The following is a 15,926-nucleotide window of genomic DNA, read 5'->3' as shown; positions in this document are numbered from 1 at the left end:
ACGGTGTCGCAGACGGGTCGGGATCTCCCACAGACTCGTTCCCACGTTGGCCTGACAATGCCCTCTATCCCCCGCCCCCTGCGCATCTCGCTCTATACCCTGCTAATCCTGGCCGGCGCCCTGCTGGCCGCAGGCGTGGCCATGCAGCAGGCACGCCAGCAGGCCCTGGTCGATGATGCCGCGCAGGCGGGTCTGCAGTTGTCGCTGTACGCCAACAGCCTGCACACCTTGATCGAACGCTACCGTGCCCTGCCCGCCGTGCTGGCCCTGGACCCGGAACTGCGCGATGCCGTCAGCGCACCGATCAATGCCGAACAGCAACTGGCGCTCAATCAGAAACTGGAACGTATCAACGATGCGGCCCATTCATCCACTCTGCAGCTGATCGACCGGGATGGCCTGGCCATCGGCGCCAGCAACTGGCAATTACCCAGTAGTTATGTAGGAAACAACTACGGCTTCCGTCCGTACTTTCTGCAAACCCAGGCCTCGGGTAGCGGACGTTTTTATGCCGTTGGTGTGACCAGTGGCATACCCGGTTATTTTCTTTCCAGCGCCGTGCTGGACAACGCCAACCAGTTCATTGGCGCCATGGTGGTCAAGCTGGAGTTTCCCGAACTGGAACACGAATGGGCGCAGAGCAATGACCTGCTGCTGATCAGCGATGCCAAGGGCATTATCTTTCTGGCCAACCAGCCCGGCTGGAATTACCGGGAGTTGCTGCCGATCTCGGCCACCGATCGCGCCGAACTGGCCAGTACCCGACAATATGACAAGCACCCGTTGCAGCCCCTGTCGCGTCAGACCTTGCGCGAGTTCGGCGAGCACGGGCAGTTGAGCCGGGTCGACGGCCCGGACGGCAAGGTCGATTACTTGTGGCAGTCGCTGCCTCTGGCCGCCGAAAACTGGACCCTGCACCTGTTGCGCAAGCCGCGCCTGGCTGACGATGAAACCCGCAATGCCGGGCTTGCCGCAGCAGGAGTGTGGCTGACGCTGGTGTTCCTCGGGCTGTTCCTTTATCAACGCTGGCGCCTGGCGCGGATCCGCGAGCGCAGTCGTGACGAGCTGGAACGCTTGGTCGAAGAACGTACCCAGGCGCTGAAAACCGCTCAGGACGGTCTGGTGCAATCGACCAAGCTGGCGGCGCTGGGGCAGATGTCTGCGGCCCTGGCCCACGAAATCAACCAGCCGTTGACCGCCCAACGCATGCAACTGGCCAGCCTGCGCCTGCTGCTGCAACAGGGCCGCCTCGATGCCGCCGACAAGGCCTTGAGCGCCCTGGATCAGCAACTGATGCGCATGGCCGGACTGACCGGACACCTCAAGACCTTCGCCCGCAAAAGCCCCGGTGGCCTGCGCGAGCGTCTGGAATTGGCCGCCGTGGTCGATCAGGCCATGCTGCTGCTCGATGCCCGTCTGCGCGATGAAGACGTCACCTGCGTGTTGCATCTGGCTCGCCCGGCCTGGGTCCGCGGCGATGCGATCCGCCTGGAACAGGTGCTGATCAACCTGCTGCGCAACGCCCTGGACGCCATGCACGACAAACCGCTCAAGCGTCTTGAGGTGCGTATCGAAGCCCAGGCCGAGCGCTGGCAGATCAGCGTGCGCGACAGTGGTGGCGGTATTGCCCCGGAACATCTGGGCCAAGTGTTCGATCCGTTCTTCACCACCAAACCGGTGGGCGAAGGGCTGGGCCTTGGCCTGGCGGTGTCCTACGCCATCGTTCATGAGTTGGGCGGACACCTGTCGGTCGAGAATGACGACCAGGGCGCGGTGTTTTGCTTTAGCCTGCACAACGACACCCTGGAAGCGGAACCTGCACAGTGAACTCAGTCATAGTAGTGGACGACGAAGCGCCGATTCGTGAAGCGGTCGAGCAATGGCTGAGCCTGTCCGGTTTCGACGTGCAGGTTTTCAGTCGCGCCGAAGACTGCCTGGCGAATTTGCCGGAGCACTTTCCCGGTGTGATCCTCAGCGATGTGCGCATGCCGGGCATGAGCGGCCTGGAACTGCTAGCCCAGGTACAGGCGCGCGATGCCGACTTGCCGTTGATCCTGCTTACCGGCCACGGCGACGTACCCATGGCCGTGGAAGCCATGCGTGATGGCGCCTATGACTTTCTGGAAAAACCCTTCGGCCCCGAAGCGCTGATCCTCAATTTGCGCCGGGCTTTGGAAAAACGTCGACTGGTTCTGGAAAACCGTCGCCTGCACGAACAGGCCGACACCCGTACTCAGCTCGAAGCCACCCTGCTCGGCGTATCTCCGGCCCTGCTGGCCCTGCGCCGCCAGGTCCTGGACTTGTCGCAGTTGCCGGTCAATGTGTTGATCCGTGGGGAAACCGGCAGCGGCAAGGAACTGGTCGCCCGTTGCCTGCACGATATGGGCCCCCGCGCCGACAAGCCCTTCGTCGCGCTGAACTGCGCGGCCATTCCCGAGCAACTGTTCGAGGCGGAGTTGTTCGGTCACGAAAGCGGCGCCTTTACCGGGGCGCAGGGGCGGCGCATCGGTAAGCTGGAGTACGCCAGCGGCGGCACTCTGTTTCTCGATGAGATCGAAAGCATGCCCCTGGCCCAGCAGGTCAAGTTATTGCGAGTGCTGCAGGACCAGCGCCTTGAACGTCTGGGCTCGAACCAGAGCCTGACGGTGGACCTGCGCATCATCGCCGCGACCAAGCCCGACCTGCTGGAGGAAGCCCGGGCCGGGCGCTTTCGCGAAGACCTCGCCTACCGCCTGAACGTCGCCGAACTGCGCCTGCCGCCGTTGCGCGAGCGCCGCGAAGACATCCCCCTGCTGTTCAGCCATTTCGCCCGCACCGCCGCCGAACGCCTCGGCCGCCCGGTGCCGGAGTTGAGCGGCCAGCAGCTGGCGCAACTGCTTGGCAGCGACTGGCCCGGCAATGTCCGGGAACTGGCCAACGCCGCCGAACGCCAGATCCTCGGCCTCGGCACCCCCGCCGCAGATCTGCCCCAGGCCGGGCAATCCCTGGCCGCCCAGCAAGAAGCCTTCGAAGCCCACTGCCTGCGCTCAGCCCTGAGCCGGCACAAGGGCGACATCAAAGCGGTGCTCAACGAACTGCAACTGCCGCGCCGCACCTTGAACGAGAAGATGCAGCGCCATGGGTTGTTGCGCGAGATGTTTACCTGACATCAGCCAAGCAGCGAGCGTGGGTTGCCCGCGAGAGGCCATTACATCCGATAAAAGTCTGGCGGCAGAGTTACCGCCTTCGCGGGCAAGCCTCGCTCCAACGCCAGCAGTGAGGAATCGGCGACTTTTCGCTTACAACGTCGCTGACGATAAGCGGAAACCCGCTTACAAAATCGACTAAACCCCTCTAAACCGGGCCTTTCAAGTCTGGCACAGCTCCTGCTATAGCCCTTTCAAGGCCGCCTCGAAGCAGCCCACTCTAAAAACAATGATTGAAAGGAACATGATGGATACCTCACAGACTCTTTCGACAGCAGCGGTCGGTACGCCTGCCGCTGAAAAAACCACTGCCAGCCGAATCAAATCCATTTTCAGCGGCTCGGTCGGCAACATGGTCGAGTGGTACGACTGGTACGTCTACGCCGCCTTCTCCCTGTACTTCGCCAAAGCCTTCTTCCCCAAGGGCGACAGTACCGCCCAATTGCTCAACACCGCAGCGATCTTTGCCGTCGGCTTTCTGATGCGCCCGATCGGTGGCTGGCTCATGGGCCTGTATGCCGACCGCAAGGGCCGCAAGGCTGCGCTGATGGCATCGGTGCTGTTGATGTGCTTCGGTTCGCTGGTCATCGCCCTGACTCCCAGCTACGAAACCATTGGAGTCGGTGCACCGATCCTGCTGGTACTGGCGCGCCTGATGCAAGGTTTGTCGGTGGGGGGCGAATACGGCACTTCGGCTACTTATCTCAGCGAGATGGCGACCAAGGAACGTCGCGGCTTCTACTCCAGCTTCCAGTACGTGACCCTGATTTCCGGTCAGCTCATCGCCCTTGCAGTACTGATCGTGCTGCAACAGTTCCTCACCACCGAGGAGTTGTATGCCTGGGGCTGGCGTATTCCGTTCGTGATCGGCGCGCTGTGTGCGGTGATCGCGCTGTTCCTGCGTCGCGGCATGGAAGAGACCGAGTCTTTCACCCGCAAACAAGACAAGGAAAAGCCCAAGACCAGCCTGATGCGTACCCTGCTTCAGCACCCTAAAGAGCTGATGACCGTGGTCGGCCTGACCATGGGCGGCACCCTGGCTTTCTATACGTACACCACCTATATGCAGAAATACCTGGTGAACACCGTCGGCATGAGCATCACCGACTCCACCAGCATTTCCGCCGCCACCCTGTTCCTGTTCATGCTGCTGCAACCGGTGGTGGGCGCACTCTCGGACAAGATCGGCCGTCGTCCGATTCTGATCGCCTTCGGTGTACTGGGCACCCTATGCACCGTGCCGATCCTGACCTCGCTGCACACCGTACAAAGCTGGTGGGGCGCGTTCTTCCTGATCATGGCGGCACTGATCATCGTCAGCGGCTATACCTCGATCAACGCTGTGGTCAAAGCCGAACTGTTCCCGACAGAAATTCGTGCCCTGGGCGTAGGCTTGCCCTATGCCCTGACGGTGTCGATCTTCGGCGGCTCGGCGGAATTCATTGCCCTGAAGTTCAAGGAAGCAGGGATCGAGACCGGCTACTACTGGTACGTCACGGCCTGCATCGCCTGCTCGCTACTGGTGTACGTGTTCATGAAGGACACCCGTAAACACTCGCGAATCGATACCAACTAAGGCAAAAACCGCGACTCATCGTGGTGCAAAAAACGCCAGCCAACTCTGTTGACTGGCGTTTTTTTTGGAAAAATGCATGCCATAGAAAATATGTCAACTGAAAAAAACCTTACATATAAACAATTACGCACCAAAATAGAACAAAAACGAATAAGACGCCCGAAATCCGGGCCCTGTAGAGAACTATCATTTTCAGCGATGATCGTTAGCAACCTTATTAACTTCTGCTTAATCCGTGGGCGCGTAACATTCACTCCATACCTAGCGACAAACATATTTCTAGCGGTGGAGTAACTACCATGAAAACCAACAAACTGATCTTCGGTCTGGCCTTCTCTCTTCTGGCATCGAGCGCATTCGCTCTGCCGACCGTAGTCGCTGAAGGCGGCTCGGCTCACACTAACGCTCGTCACGTTTCGGTTGATGTTGACCACGTAGGCGCTGCAAGTCTGGCCGCTGACGGCGCTGACCGCGTAGGCGCAAATCGCCAAGCCGCTGATGGCGCTGACCATATCGGTGCCAATCGTCTGGCCGCTGACGGCGCTGACCGCGTCGGTGCAAATCGTCAAGCCGCTGATGGCGCTGACCATATCGGTGCCAATCGTCTGGCCGCTGACGGCGCTGACCGCGTCGGTGCAAATCGTCAAGCCGCTGATGGCGCTGACCATATTGGTGCCAATCGTCTGGCCGCTGACGGCGCTGACCGTGTAGGCGCAAATCGTCAGGCTGCTGATGGCGCTGACCATATTGGTGCCAACCGTCTAGCCGCCGATGGCGCTGATCGCGTCGGTGCAAACCGCGTAAGCTGATCAATCAGCGACACCTGTCAAACCCGGCCCTTGGCCGGGTTTGGTCGTTTATGGCGTCGTGAAACTCTGGAAATTCCCGACCAGCCCCAGCACTATGGCGCTTTGTGCTGTAGCCACCAGGACGTTCGCATGTCAGACGATATTCACTTCTACGAACCCGCCAAAGGCCACGGCCTGCCCCACGATCCGTTCAACGCCATCGTCGGTCCGCGGCCCATTGGCTGGATCTCTTCGCAAAGCGCCGAAGGCCAGCTGAATCTGGCGCCTTACAGCTTCTTCACAGCCTTCAACTACGTCCCGCCAATCATTGGTTTCAGCAGCATTGGCCGCAAGGACAGTCTGAACAATATCGAGCAGACCGGTGAGTTCGTCTGGAACCTGGCCACCCGCTCCCTGGCCGACGCCATGAACCAGAGCTGCGCGCCGGTGGCGGCTGAGGTCAATGAATTCGAACTGGCCGGCCTGACGCCGGTGGCCTCGAAAGTAGTGGCCGTGCCGCGTGTACTGGAGACTCCAGTGTCGTTCGAGTGCAAAGTCACCCAGATCATTCAACTGCAACGTGCTGACAAAGAAGTCGTGCCGACCTGGTTGATCCTGGGGGAAGTGGTGGCGGTGCATATCGCCAAGGCGCTGCTCAAGGACGGCGTCTACGACACGGCCGCTGCCGGGCATATCCTGCGTGGTGGTGGCCCGGCGGATTACTTCCAGCTGGGGCCGGAATCGCTGTTCAGGATGTTCCGGCCGAAGGCCTGATGCTGAATCGATGCAATAGTGTGGGACCGGCTTTAGCCGGGAAGGCGATATTTCAGACACAGATACGGGGTGGTACTGACGCCCTCCCGGCTAAAGCCGGTCCTACCCTGCGTGATCAGTTACTGGCGGGAAACACCAACTGCCCCTCGGCATCCACACCGATCAGCCGTGCCAATTGCTGATTTGCGGCTTGGTCGGCCTCAAGTGCGGTCTTGAATTTCTGTCCGGCCAATACCTTGTGGAAGGTCGGTGAACCGGCGAAGTGAAGGGGTTTTACAGCGATTGCGGCGTCATAGCCTTCTGGGCTCGGAACCATTGCGGAAACGGCTTCAAACTCGTCGAACTCTCTGCGTGCCATGGGTCATTGATCCTGCTGGGCATTGAAAGCCCGGGATTCTACCACTCAGGCCACGCACAGCTGCTCCATCGCGGTATCACCTGCTGCGGCGAAGGTGTGGAAGTCCAGGCTGCGCACGATCATTTCATGCACCAGCGCGGAAAACACCTGCAACTCCGGCGAGGCAAACCAGGCATTCATCGCCTGTTCGCTGCTCCAGGAGCCGGAGATCGACCATAAGTCCGCATCCTGCATGGATTGCTGCAAGGCAAAGCGCAGGCAACCCGGCGCGCTGAGAGACGGCTTGATCAAGTTCTGTAAACGCTGGCCCAGCTCGCTGCTGCGACCGGCCATGGAACGGACAAAGACGAGATGACTGACGGGGGTGGATAAAGCCATGATCTGCGCTCCTTGGTAAGCCGCGTAAGAAATGTCGCGATGCGGCTACGGGAACAGAGATTAAGGCCTGAGGGAATATTGCGTTAGCTAGTTCCTGCGAGGTTCTTGCCTAATCCTGCTCGTGGTCGCACGGTCACGATTCACCATAACGCCTGTATTGGCGCGGATAGGTATAGGTTGATTGCTGGTTCCTGCCGGACACCTGAACTGCCGACAGGATCAGGCAAGGATTCGACAGGATCGGCCTAACACTTGCCGCCCGCCTCGAATAACCTTCATGGCATCGCTCAGCAGCAGAGGAACCCACGGCATGTCGCAACTGGACGGAGCACAGCAACAGTCACGCGAACAGTTCTGTTCCGATATCGAGCGACAGCGTGCCGAGCTGGCGGCGCTGATCGACCGCTATGCACCGCGCAACGGTTCCTACCAGAGCGTGATCGCCCCGCTGTTTCTGGTGCGTTATAACGAGCCCGTGCATTCGTTCCCGTCCCTGACCCGCCCGGCTTTGTGCATTTTGGCCCAGGGCAGCAAGGAAGTGCAGCTTGCCGACGAGTCCTACACTTACGATCCGCTGAATTACCTGGTTGTGTCGGTGGAAATGCCGGTGCGTGGCAAGATCGTCAACGCCAGTGAAGAGCGCCCCAACCTGGCCCTGCGCCTGGATATCGACCCGGCGGAAATCAACGCCCTGATCGCCGAAGCCGGCCCGATGAGCGTGCCGACGCGTCCCCGGTCCAGTGAACGCGGCCTGTACACCGACAAGATCGACACGCAACTGCTGGATGCGGTGTTACGCCTGGTGCGTTTGCTCGATACACCGAAAGACATTCCCATGCTGGCCCCGCTGATCCGCCGCGAAATCCTCTACCGCCTGATGCGCGGGAAACAGGGATATCGGTTGTATGAAAGCGCGATCAGCAACTGCCAGACCCATCGTGTCACCCAGGCGATCAAGTGGCTGAACAGCAACTATGAACAGCCCCTGCGCATCGATGATATGGCCCGGGAAGTGAACCTCAGTGTGTCTACTCTGCACCACCGCTTCAAGGCGGTTACCGGCATCAGCCCATTGCAGTATCAGAAACAACTGCGCCTGCAGGAAGCCCGGCGGCTGATGCTCAACGATGGCCTGGAAGCGGCAGCGGCGGGTTACCGGGTCGGCTATGAAAGCCCGTCCCAGTTCAGCCGCGAGTACAGCCGGTTGTTTGGCGCGCCGCCGTTGCGGGATCTGGCGCGGTTGCGTCAGCAGGTGTGAACACAATCCCACGGTGAGAGCGAACTGTGGGAGCGAATTCATTCGCGAAAGCGGTGTCTCAGACGCTACATATGCGTGGAGTCCCCCATCCCCTCGCGAATGAATTCGCTCCCACAGAATTCACTCCCATGGAATTCGCTCCCACAGTTCACTCCTACCCCGGCCAGGGCCACCGGGTTCAGGCGCCCAACACCCGGCAAGCCTCGGCCGGCAAGGTAATCGAGACCGGATGCCCGACGCCCAGGCCAAAGGCCTGGCTCGGTGTAGTCAGGGAGGTCAGCGAAACGCCGCCGCACTCCACCGTGGTTTCAATGGTCGCGCCGATATCGCGAATAAAGGTCACGGTGCCTGCCAGGCGATTGCCCTCGGGCGCCTGATGCGGCGACAGCTGCACGTCCTCGGGGCGAACCAGCATCTTGATCGCCGCCCCCGCCACCAACGGTGCGCTGCCTGGCACCTCCAGGGTCCCGCCACCTGGCAAGCCGACCTGACCATTGCCAAGAGCGACTGCCGCAAAGATATTGCCCGAGCCAATAAAGTCAGCGACGAATTCGTTGGCCGGGTTGCGATAGATCTCGATGGGCGTGCCCACCTGCTGCACCCGATGCTCACCCAACACGACGACGATATCAGCCATGGTCATGGCTTCACGCTGGTCGTGGGTGACGAGGATGGTGGTGATGTTCAGACGCTGTTGCAGCTGACGAATTTCCACCTGCATCGACTCACGCAACTTGGCATCCAGGGCCGACAACGGCTCATCGAGCAACAGCAGTTTCGGGTGTGCAGCAATGGCCCGGGCAATCGCCACGCGCTGACGCTGACCGCCTGACAGCTTGGCCACCGGCCGGTCGAGCATCTGTTGCAACTGGATCATCTCCAGCAACTCAACGACACGGGCCTGTTGCCCGGCCTTCCTCACGCCGCGCAGTTTGAGCGGGTAGGCAATGTTCTCGCCCACGGTCATGTGCGGGAACAGCGCCAGGGACTGAAACACCATGCCGAAATTGCGCTCATGGGCCGGGGTGTGGCTGACGTCCTCGCCATCCAACAGAATCTCGCCGCTGCTCAGGCTTTCCAGCCCGGCGATCATGCGCAGCAAGGTGGTCTTGCCGCAGCCTGACGGGCCAAGAAAGCACACCAGTTTGCCGGCCGGAAGGTGCAGGTTGACGTCTGTCACCGCACAAGCCGAGCCGTAGTATTTTTCGACGTTTTGCAGAATCAAGCCTGTCATCTTGCACCCCGGATCAGAAAGAAACCCCGCCCTCGCCCACCAGTTTTTCCAGCGCCCAGATCAGTGCGAAATCGATCAGCACGATCAGTACGGCAAAGGAAAAAACGGTCGGATCGAGGGAGGACACCGTGCGGCTGTACATCCAGATCGGCACAGTCATCACATCGATGTTGTAAAGGAAGTAGGTCACGGTGAATTCGTTGAACGAGACGATAAAGGCCAGCAGCATCCCGGCCAGAATCCCCGACTTCATCAACGGCACCACCACATCGACAATCGCCCGTGTCGGCGAGGCGCCGAGCATTTGCGCGGCCTCTTCGACTTCGCTGCCGATGGAAACCATGGCCGCCGTGCAGTTCTTCACCACGAAGGGCAACGCCAGAATCACATGGGCGATCACCAGACGCGATACGTCCATATGGAACGGCAGGCTGTCGAAGACCAGCAGCAGCGCCAGGCCCAGCACGACCATGGGGAAGACGAGTGGCAGCGACATGAGTTGCAGCGCCACTGCCTTGCCGCGGAACTCGCACCGGGTCAGGGCATAGGACGCCGGCACCGCCACCAGAGTGGCGAGAATCATGGTCAGACAGGACACCCACAGGCTGGTGCCCAGGGCCTTGCCGAGGCTGAGTACGTCGCTGGAATCCGGCGAAACAAAGGTGTGCCAGGCCGCCTGATACCACTTGAGGCTGTAGCTGGCTGGCGGGAAGTCGAGGTTGGACGCGCCGCTGAAGGACATGACGATCATGGTCAGGATCGGCATCACCGCCAGCAGCAGAATGAGCCAGGACAGGGTCGAGGCAAAGCGTCCGGTTTCGCCGGGCAGGAGCATGCGGGTTTTCATAAGGCCACCTCTGGCTGACAGGGTTCCCACAGGTTCGGCAGGTATCTGAGGATTTTTCATTGCGAAGCCTCCAACCGCCGCCGACGACGCCCGGTGAACAATTCAGAAAGGCTCATGATCAACAAGGTCGTGATGATCAGCACCACCCCAGCCGCCGACGCCGCCGGCCAGTTCATCAGCGGGGCGATCTGGTCATGCACCATCACCGCCAGCATTGGCACGCGACGACCGCCCAGCAGCAAGGGCACGACAAAGCTGCTGGCGTTGTAGGCAAATACCAGGGTCGCGCCGGTGATAATGCCCGGCAGGCTCATGGGCAGAATCACCTGCCGGAACACCTGGAAGCGGCTTGCACCAAGGGTCGCGGCGGCCTCTTCGTAGCTGCGCGACACGCCGCGCATGGCGCTGGCAATGGGCAACACGGCAAGGGGGAACGCGGTCTGCACCAGCCCCATCAGCACGCCGTTTTCGTTGTAGAGCATCATCACCGGCCGGGTGATCAGGCCCAGGCCCTTGAGCGCCTGATTGAGCATGCCGGCTGGCCCCAGGATCACCAGCCAGCCATAGCTTTGCAGCAGCAGGTTGACCAGCAACGGCAGCAGTACGGCAGCGAGGAAAATCCTGCGCAGTAATGGCGATTGCAGACGCGCCATGGTGTAGCCCACCGGGATCGCCAGGACCACGGCAATCACCGCACTGATCAGCGCCAGACGCAGAGTCAGCAGCAGCGATTTCAAATAATAGGGTTCCAGCAACTGGGCATAACTGGCCAGGCTGAAACCGCTCCATTCCGCGCCCTTGGTTCCGACGCTCATGCGCAACACCAACAGGCTGGCCGTGATCAGCACGGCGAGAAACAACATCGACGGGGTCAGGAACAGCCAGGCCCGCAGGGTCGGGGATGAGCGCTTCGGGGAGGATGTAGTCATGGGTCATCTCAGCACAGAAGCCCGTGGGCACGACCGCTTTAACGGCCACGCCCACGGGTGATTACGGGATCATCAGGAAGAGAAAATCTCGGTGTAGCGGCGAATCCACTGCTCATGCACCGTCGCCAGGAAGGCGTTGTCGTGCATGATCGCCTTATCGGCAATCTGCTCGGGCGTGAGGATGTACGGGCTCTTGCGCGCTTCGGCAGAAATGATCGCCTTGGCGTTGACCGGGCCGTTGTAGATGTCTTCGGCCATCTTGCCCTGCACCAGCGGGTCCAGGGAGTGGTTGAGGAAGGCGTAGGCCAGGTCGGTGTCGCCGGGGCGATGCTTGGGCATGACCGACTGCATCAGGTCGGTGTAGAAGCCTTCTTTCATGCCGAAGGTCGCACCCAGGCCGTAAGCCGGGTCGCGGATCTGGTTGGGGAAGAACGCCGGCGCATACAGGCCGCCCATATCCAGAGAGCCGGTGCGGAACAACTCGGCAATCTGATTGGGGTTTTCGCCCAGGGTCACCACACGGTCCTTCAGCTCGGCCAGCTTCTTGAAGCCCGGCTCGATATTGTGCTCGTCACCACCGGCCAGTTTCGCAGCGATGATGATCAGGTCCATGGCCTCGGTCCAGTTCGGCGGCGGCAGGAAGATATTCGGCGCCATGTCCTTGTCCCACAGCGCGGCGTAGCTGGTCGGCGCTTCTTTGACCGTGCGCGTACTGTAGATCAGGCTGTTGCACCAGAGCAGGTAACCGATGCCGTGGCCGTTGGCGCCGGTGCGGTATTTCTCCGGGACGTCGACGATATTGGGGATACGGTTCAGGTCCGGCTTTTCCAGCAGCCCGGCAGCCGCCAGGCCCTCGGCGCCGACTCCGGCCAGGGTGATGATGTCGTATTGTGGACGATCACCACCGGCCTTGAGCTTGGCGACCATTTCCGAGGTGCTGCCGGTGCGGTCGGCAATGACCTTGGCGCCGGTCTTGGCTTCGAAGGTCGCGGCGATATTGCGTAATGCAGCCAGGCCCGTGTCGTCGGACCAGGTCAGCAGGCGCAGGGTCTTGCCCTGGAACTTGGTGTCGCTGGCGTTGGCCCGGATAAAGGGCATCGACATCGTTGCGGCCGCCACCGAAGCGACGCCCACTGACTTGATGAACTGCCTTCTGTTCAGATCATGCTGGCCCATTCAGGACTCCATGTTTTTGCTGCTGCATGTTGAGGGGCATCGCCTCTGCGATGGCGCGGTCGTGTGGCCGCCAGCCCCGTAATCCGGGAACAGCGCGTTGGCGGCGGGGTCATCCTGCGATGACGGACCACCCTCAACAATCGAAAAAAAGTCATTGAAGCCATGTGCTTCGTGCATGCCTTGCAACGAGGCATGCACGAGCCATTTTCGGTCAGTCAGACCGAGCGAATGACGTGCTTGAGTTCCTGGAAAGCCGCCAGCCCCCAAGGCCCCAACTCACGTCCCAGACTGCTCTGTTTGTAGCCGCCCCAGGCTGCCTGGGGGAAGATCACCTGGGGTGCGTTGATCCACACCAGCCCCGCCTGCAAGGCATTGGCGACCCGCTCGGTGGCCTCGGCATCGCGCCCGACCACACTGGCCACCAGGCCGAAGTCACTGTCGTTGGCCAGGGCGATGGCCTCGCGCTCGGAGGTGAAACGGCGCACGCATAACACCGGGCCGAAAATCTCCTCCCGCCACAGCGCACTATCGAGGGGCACATCGGTGAAGACCGCAGGCCGTAAAAAATAACCGACCGTGCGTTCAACAGGCCGCTCGCCACCACACAGCAGGCGCGCACCGGCCTTTTTCCCGACATCGATATGGGCCATGACACGCAGGTATTGCGCCTGGCTCGCCAGGGGACCCATCTCGGTGCCGTCCTCCAGCGGATTACCGACTTGCACGGACTGGGCCTTTTGCGTCAGACGCTGGAGGAACTCATCGAATAGAGGCTCGGCAACCAACACCCGACTGGTCGCCGAACACATCTGCCCGGCATTGAAAAAGCCGCCGCCACTGGCCAGGTCCACAGCCAGGTCGAGATCGGCGTCCGCAAGCACGATCAGCGCGGATTTGCCACCCAGTTCCAGGCTCACGCCCTTCACCGTTTCCGCTGCCCGTTGCATGACCTGCACGCCCACGGCATTGCTGCCGGTGAAAGAAATCTTCGCCAGCCCCGGATGCCCGGACAACGCAGCACCGACCGCACGCCCCGTGCCGCAGACCAGATTGAACACGCCCTTGGGCAGGCCGCTTTCGGCAATGATTGCCGCCAGTTCCAGCTCCGGCAGCGGCGTGACTTCCGAAGGCTTGAGCACCACGCAGCAACCCGCAGCCAGGGCCGGTGCCAGTTTCCAGGCCGTGGTGACCATGGGGAAATTCCACGGCACGATCAGGCCGACCACGCCACAGGGTTCACGGCGAATACGCGCGGCAAAATCCTCACTGGGCAAGACCAGCGCCTGATCCTGCTGCCCGTCCAGGGCTTCGGCGAGACCGGCGTAGTATTCAAAGGTAGCGATCACATCATCGACGTCGATGGCCGCTTCGCTCAGGGGTTTACCGCTGTTGCTCGATTGCAGATGCATCAGGCGCTCACGGCGCTCTGCTACGCCAAGGGCAATGGCGCGCAGGACTTTGGCCCGTTGCGCGCCGCTGGTTTGTGCCCAGTCGGCAAACGCACTGCGCGCGGCCTGCACCGCCGTGTCCACCGCTTCGGCATCGCCGCTGGCCACCTGGGCCAGGCAAATTTCTGTGGCCGGATTGATCGCGCTGAGCAGTTCATGCCCCGACTGCCACTGCCCATCGATAAACAGGCCCGGCAGGATTTGCGGCATCAATGCCGCACCGCTCAACATGCTGCGGCCTCGCGCCAGGACGCCATCCAGTTGTGCTGGTCGATCTCGATCAGGGTCGGGCCCTGATGGTCATTGGCAGCCAGGAGTGCGGCCTTGAGTGAGTCGGCAGAGTTCGCGGTAGCTGTGGCGCAGCCGAAGGACTTGGCAATGCCGATAAAGTCCGGGGTGTAGATATCCACGCCCACGGGTTCGATGGCGCGGTTGACCATGTATTTCTTGATCTCTTCGTAGCCCTGGTTATTCCACAGCAGGACGATGACCGGGGTGCGCGCTTCCACGGCACTGGCCAGTTCCGGCAGGGTAAATTGCAGGCCGCCATCACCAATCAGGCAGGCCACCGGCTTGCGTTGCCCGGCATCCACCGCACCGAGCCAGGCACCGATGGCGGCAGGCAGGGCATAACCCAGGGTGCCGTAGCCGGTGGATGAGTTGAACCAGCGCCGTGGTTGGTCGAGGTTCAGGGTCAGGTTGCCGGAGTACACCGGCTGAGTTGAATCGCCGACCAGCACTACCTCTGGCAGCACGTCGAGAACGGTTTGCAGAAAGGCAGTCTGACCGAGCATCGGCTCATCCCATGACGCCTCATTGATCGCCCGCAGGCTGGCAGCACGCTTGTGGCCCCAGTCATCACGGCGCGGCGCCAGGCTATGCCCGGCCAGTTCCGCCAGTAGCGCCTCGGCGGCGATGGTCGAATCGGACACCAGGGCGACTTTCGGCGGGTAGTTGCGCACGGTCTGATCGGGGTCGATATCGATGCGCAGCAGGGTGCCAGGAATCTCGAAGCCACCGGCAAAAGTGATGTCGTAGTCGGTTTCCGCCAGCTCCGTGCCAATGGCCAGGACCACATCGGCCTCCGCCACCAGTGCCCGGGTCGGCACCAGGGATTGAGTGGAGCCGATCAGCAAAGGATGGCGCGACGCCAGCATGCCCTTGGCGTTGATGGTCAGTGCGACCGGCGCATCCAGTTGTTCGGCCAGCCGGGTCAACGCCGGGGCCGCATCGATGGCACCGCCACCGGCAAGGATCAACGGACGCTGGGCAGTGGCCAGCAGGCGGGCCATCTGCGCAATGGCGGCCGGCGCGGCACCGGCAGGCGAAATACTGACCGGCTCGCTGTCGAGCAAGGCGTCGGCGTTTTCCACCAGAACGTCCAGGGGAATCTCGATATGCACCGGGCGTGGCCGCCCGGCCTGGAACACGGCAAAGGCCCGGGCCAGCACGGCGGGCAGCTCGGCAGCGGACATCAGCGTGTGGGAAAACGCCGCGACCCCGGCCACCAAGGCGCCCTGAGAAGGCAGCTCATGCAGCTTGCCACGTCCGCCGCCCAGCTGGCTGCGCGATTGCACGCTGGAAATCACCAGCATCGGGATCGAGTCGGCATAGGCCTGGCCCATGGCGGTGGTGATGTTGGTCATGCCGGGGCCGGTAATGATGAAACACACCCCCGGTTTGCCTCGGGTACGGGCATAGCCGTCGGCCATGAAGCCAGCGCCCTGCTCATGGCGCGGGGTGACGTGGTTGATCGTCGAGCTGGCCAGGCCGCGATACAGCTCCACGGTATGCACGCCGGGAATGCCGAATACCTGCTCGACGCCATAGCCTTCCAGTAACTTGACCAGCACTTCACCGCACGTTGCCATTTTGCAAATCCTTGATCGATTCCGTATGGGCTAATTGGACAGTGCCCACATATCTGTGACAACGTAAAAAATGTCATGCTTAGGCATGTCCTCCATGCATGCCT

Annotated in this window: 14 protein-coding genes; 6 read left to right on the top strand and 8 right to left on the bottom strand. The window is 61.4% G+C overall.

Features of this window, described 5'->3' with window-relative positions:
- The first annotated feature begins 57 nt into the window (after positions 1 to 57).
- The 5 genes from M2401_RS01110 to M2401_RS01090 all read left to right on the top strand — a co-directional run bounded on the left by M2401_RS01110 (position 58) and on the right by M2401_RS01090 (position 6,323).
- A complete protein-coding gene (locus M2401_RS01110) occupies positions 58 to 1,827 on the top strand; it encodes an ATP-binding protein (protein ID WP_259098534.1) in 1,770 nt (589 codons plus the stop codon).
- Positions 1,824 to 3,146, top strand: coding sequence for a sigma-54 dependent transcriptional regulator (locus M2401_RS01105; protein WP_259098533.1), 1,323 nt, complete (start codon positions 1,824 to 1,826; stop codon positions 3,144 to 3,146). Before M2401_RS01110 ends, M2401_RS01105 begins: the two co-directional genes overlap by 4 nt.
- 286 nt (positions 3,147 to 3,432) lie before the next feature.
- Entirely contained in the window at positions 3,433 to 4,761 is a 1,329-nt protein-coding gene (locus M2401_RS01100; protein ID WP_259099846.1) for an MFS transporter, read from the top strand.
- A 299-nt stretch (positions 4,762 to 5,060) separates the two neighbouring features.
- Positions 5,061 to 5,570 carry a hypothetical protein gene (locus M2401_RS34315; protein WP_310504104.1) on the top strand — a complete coding sequence of 170 codons (510 nt, stop codon included), beginning with the start codon at positions 5,061 to 5,063 and terminating at the stop codon, positions 5,568 to 5,570.
- Positions 5,571 to 5,699: 129 nt separating this feature from the next.
- A complete protein-coding gene (locus tag M2401_RS01090; RefSeq protein WP_259098530.1) occupies positions 5,700 to 6,323 on the top strand; it encodes a flavin reductase family protein in 624 nt (207 codons plus the stop codon).
- A gap of 115 nt (positions 6,324 to 6,438) precedes the next feature.
- On the opposite strand, the gene M2401_RS01085 is transcribed toward M2401_RS01090, so the two are convergent.
- Positions 6,439 to 6,681: a hypothetical protein gene (locus M2401_RS01085; RefSeq protein WP_259098528.1), complete on the bottom strand. Its 243-nt coding sequence runs from the start codon at positions 6,679 to 6,681 to the stop codon at positions 6,439 to 6,441.
- A 45-nt stretch (positions 6,682 to 6,726) separates the two neighbouring features.
- Positions 6,727 to 7,059 (bottom strand): antibiotic biosynthesis monooxygenase family protein, encoded by a 333-nt coding sequence (locus tag M2401_RS01080; protein WP_259098526.1) that lies wholly within the window; start codon positions 7,057 to 7,059, stop codon positions 6,727 to 6,729.
- Positions 7,060 to 7,369: 310 nt separating this feature from the next.
- Here M2401_RS01080 and M2401_RS01075 point away from each other — a divergent pair, with 310 nt between their 5' ends.
- Positions 7,370 to 8,317, top strand: a complete 948-nt coding sequence (locus tag M2401_RS01075; RefSeq protein ID WP_259098525.1) for an AraC family transcriptional regulator — start codon at positions 7,370 to 7,372, stop codon at positions 8,315 to 8,317.
- Positions 8,318 to 8,495: 178 nt separating this feature from the next.
- Here M2401_RS01075 and M2401_RS01070 read toward each other — a convergent pair whose 3' ends face one another.
- From M2401_RS01070 to M2401_RS01045, 6 genes are all read right to left on the bottom strand, one after another.
- Positions 8,496 to 9,551, bottom strand: coding sequence for an ABC transporter ATP-binding protein (locus M2401_RS01070; RefSeq protein WP_259098522.1), 1,056 nt, complete (start codon positions 9,549 to 9,551; stop codon positions 8,496 to 8,498).
- A gap of 13 nt (positions 9,552 to 9,564) precedes the next feature.
- On the bottom strand, positions 9,565 to 10,398 hold the full coding sequence (locus M2401_RS01065; RefSeq protein ID WP_259098521.1) for an ABC transporter permease: 834 nt from the start codon (positions 10,396 to 10,398) through the stop codon (positions 9,565 to 9,567).
- Between the two features lie 56 nt (positions 10,399 to 10,454).
- Positions 10,455 to 11,327, bottom strand: coding sequence for an ABC transporter permease (locus tag M2401_RS01060; RefSeq protein WP_259098519.1), 873 nt, complete (start codon positions 11,325 to 11,327; stop codon positions 10,455 to 10,457).
- A 72-nt stretch (positions 11,328 to 11,399) separates the two neighbouring features.
- Positions 11,400 to 12,503 carry an extracellular solute-binding protein gene (locus M2401_RS01055; RefSeq protein ID WP_259098518.1) on the bottom strand — a complete coding sequence of 368 codons (1,104 nt, stop codon included), beginning with the start codon at positions 12,501 to 12,503 and terminating at the stop codon, positions 11,400 to 11,402.
- 215 nt (positions 12,504 to 12,718) lie between these two features.
- The gene (locus M2401_RS01050; protein WP_409033860.1) at positions 12,719 to 14,182 is read right to left on the bottom strand and encodes an aldehyde dehydrogenase family protein; all 1,464 of its coding nucleotides are present in this window, start codon (positions 14,180 to 14,182) and stop codon (positions 12,719 to 12,721) included.
- Positions 14,176 to 15,822 carry a 5-guanidino-2-oxopentanoate decarboxylase gene (locus M2401_RS01045; RefSeq protein WP_259098517.1) on the bottom strand — a complete coding sequence of 549 codons (1,647 nt, stop codon included), beginning with the start codon at positions 15,820 to 15,822 and terminating at the stop codon, positions 14,176 to 14,178. The genes M2401_RS01050 and M2401_RS01045 overlap by 7 nt, the downstream gene beginning before the upstream one ends.
- Positions 15,823 to 15,926: the final 104 nt, after the last annotated feature.

Origin of the sequence: Pseudomonas sp. JUb42 (assembly GCF_024807945.1) — a bacterium.
In the GTDB taxonomy this organism is placed as follows: Bacteria; Pseudomonadota; Gammaproteobacteria; order Pseudomonadales; family Pseudomonadaceae; genus Aquipseudomonas.
Note: the sequence above shows the minus strand (reverse complement) of the source record. Positions and strands in the feature narration are given on the sequence as shown.

Bases quoted from the DNA above. Each gene is read 5' to 3' on its own strand.
- M2401_RS01080 (WP_259098526.1), bottom strand. From the start codon at position 7,059: ATGGCTTTATCCACCCCCGTCAGTCATCTCGTCTTTGTCCGTTCCATG.
- M2401_RS01060 (WP_259098519.1), bottom strand. From the start codon at position 11,327: ATGACTACATCCTCCCCGAAGCGCTCATCCCCGACCCTGCGGGCCTGG.
- M2401_RS01085 (WP_259098528.1), bottom strand. From the start codon at position 6,681: ATGGCACGCAGAGAGTTCGACGAGTTTGAAGCCGTTTCCGCAATGGTT.
- M2401_RS01110 (WP_259098534.1), top strand. From the start codon at position 58: ATGCCCTCTATCCCCCGCCCCCTGCGCATCTCGCTCTATACCCTGCTA.
- M2401_RS01090 (WP_259098530.1), top strand. From the start codon at position 5,700: ATGTCAGACGATATTCACTTCTACGAACCCGCCAAAGGCCACGGCCTG.
- M2401_RS01055 (WP_259098518.1), bottom strand. From the start codon at position 12,503: ATGGGCCAGCATGATCTGAACAGAAGGCAGTTCATCAAGTCAGTGGGC.
- M2401_RS01070 (WP_259098522.1), bottom strand. From the start codon at position 9,551: ATGACAGGCTTGATTCTGCAAAACGTCGAAAAATACTACGGCTCGGCT.
- M2401_RS01045 (WP_259098517.1), bottom strand. From the start codon at position 15,822: ATGGCAACGTGCGGTGAAGTGCTGGTCAAGTTACTGGAAGGCTATGGC.
- M2401_RS01075 (WP_259098525.1), top strand. From the start codon at position 7,370: ATGTCGCAACTGGACGGAGCACAGCAACAGTCACGCGAACAGTTCTGT.
- M2401_RS01065 (WP_259098521.1), bottom strand. From the start codon at position 10,398: ATGAAAACCCGCATGCTCCTGCCCGGCGAAACCGGACGCTTTGCCTCG.
- M2401_RS01050 (WP_409033860.1), bottom strand. From the start codon at position 14,182: ATGTTGAGCGGTGCGGCATTGATGCCGCAAATCCTGCCGGGCCTGTTT.
- M2401_RS01100 (WP_259099846.1), top strand. From the start codon at position 3,433: ATGGATACCTCACAGACTCTTTCGACAGCAGCGGTCGGTACGCCTGCC.
- M2401_RS34315 (WP_310504104.1), top strand. From the start codon at position 5,061: ATGAAAACCAACAAACTGATCTTCGGTCTGGCCTTCTCTCTTCTGGCA.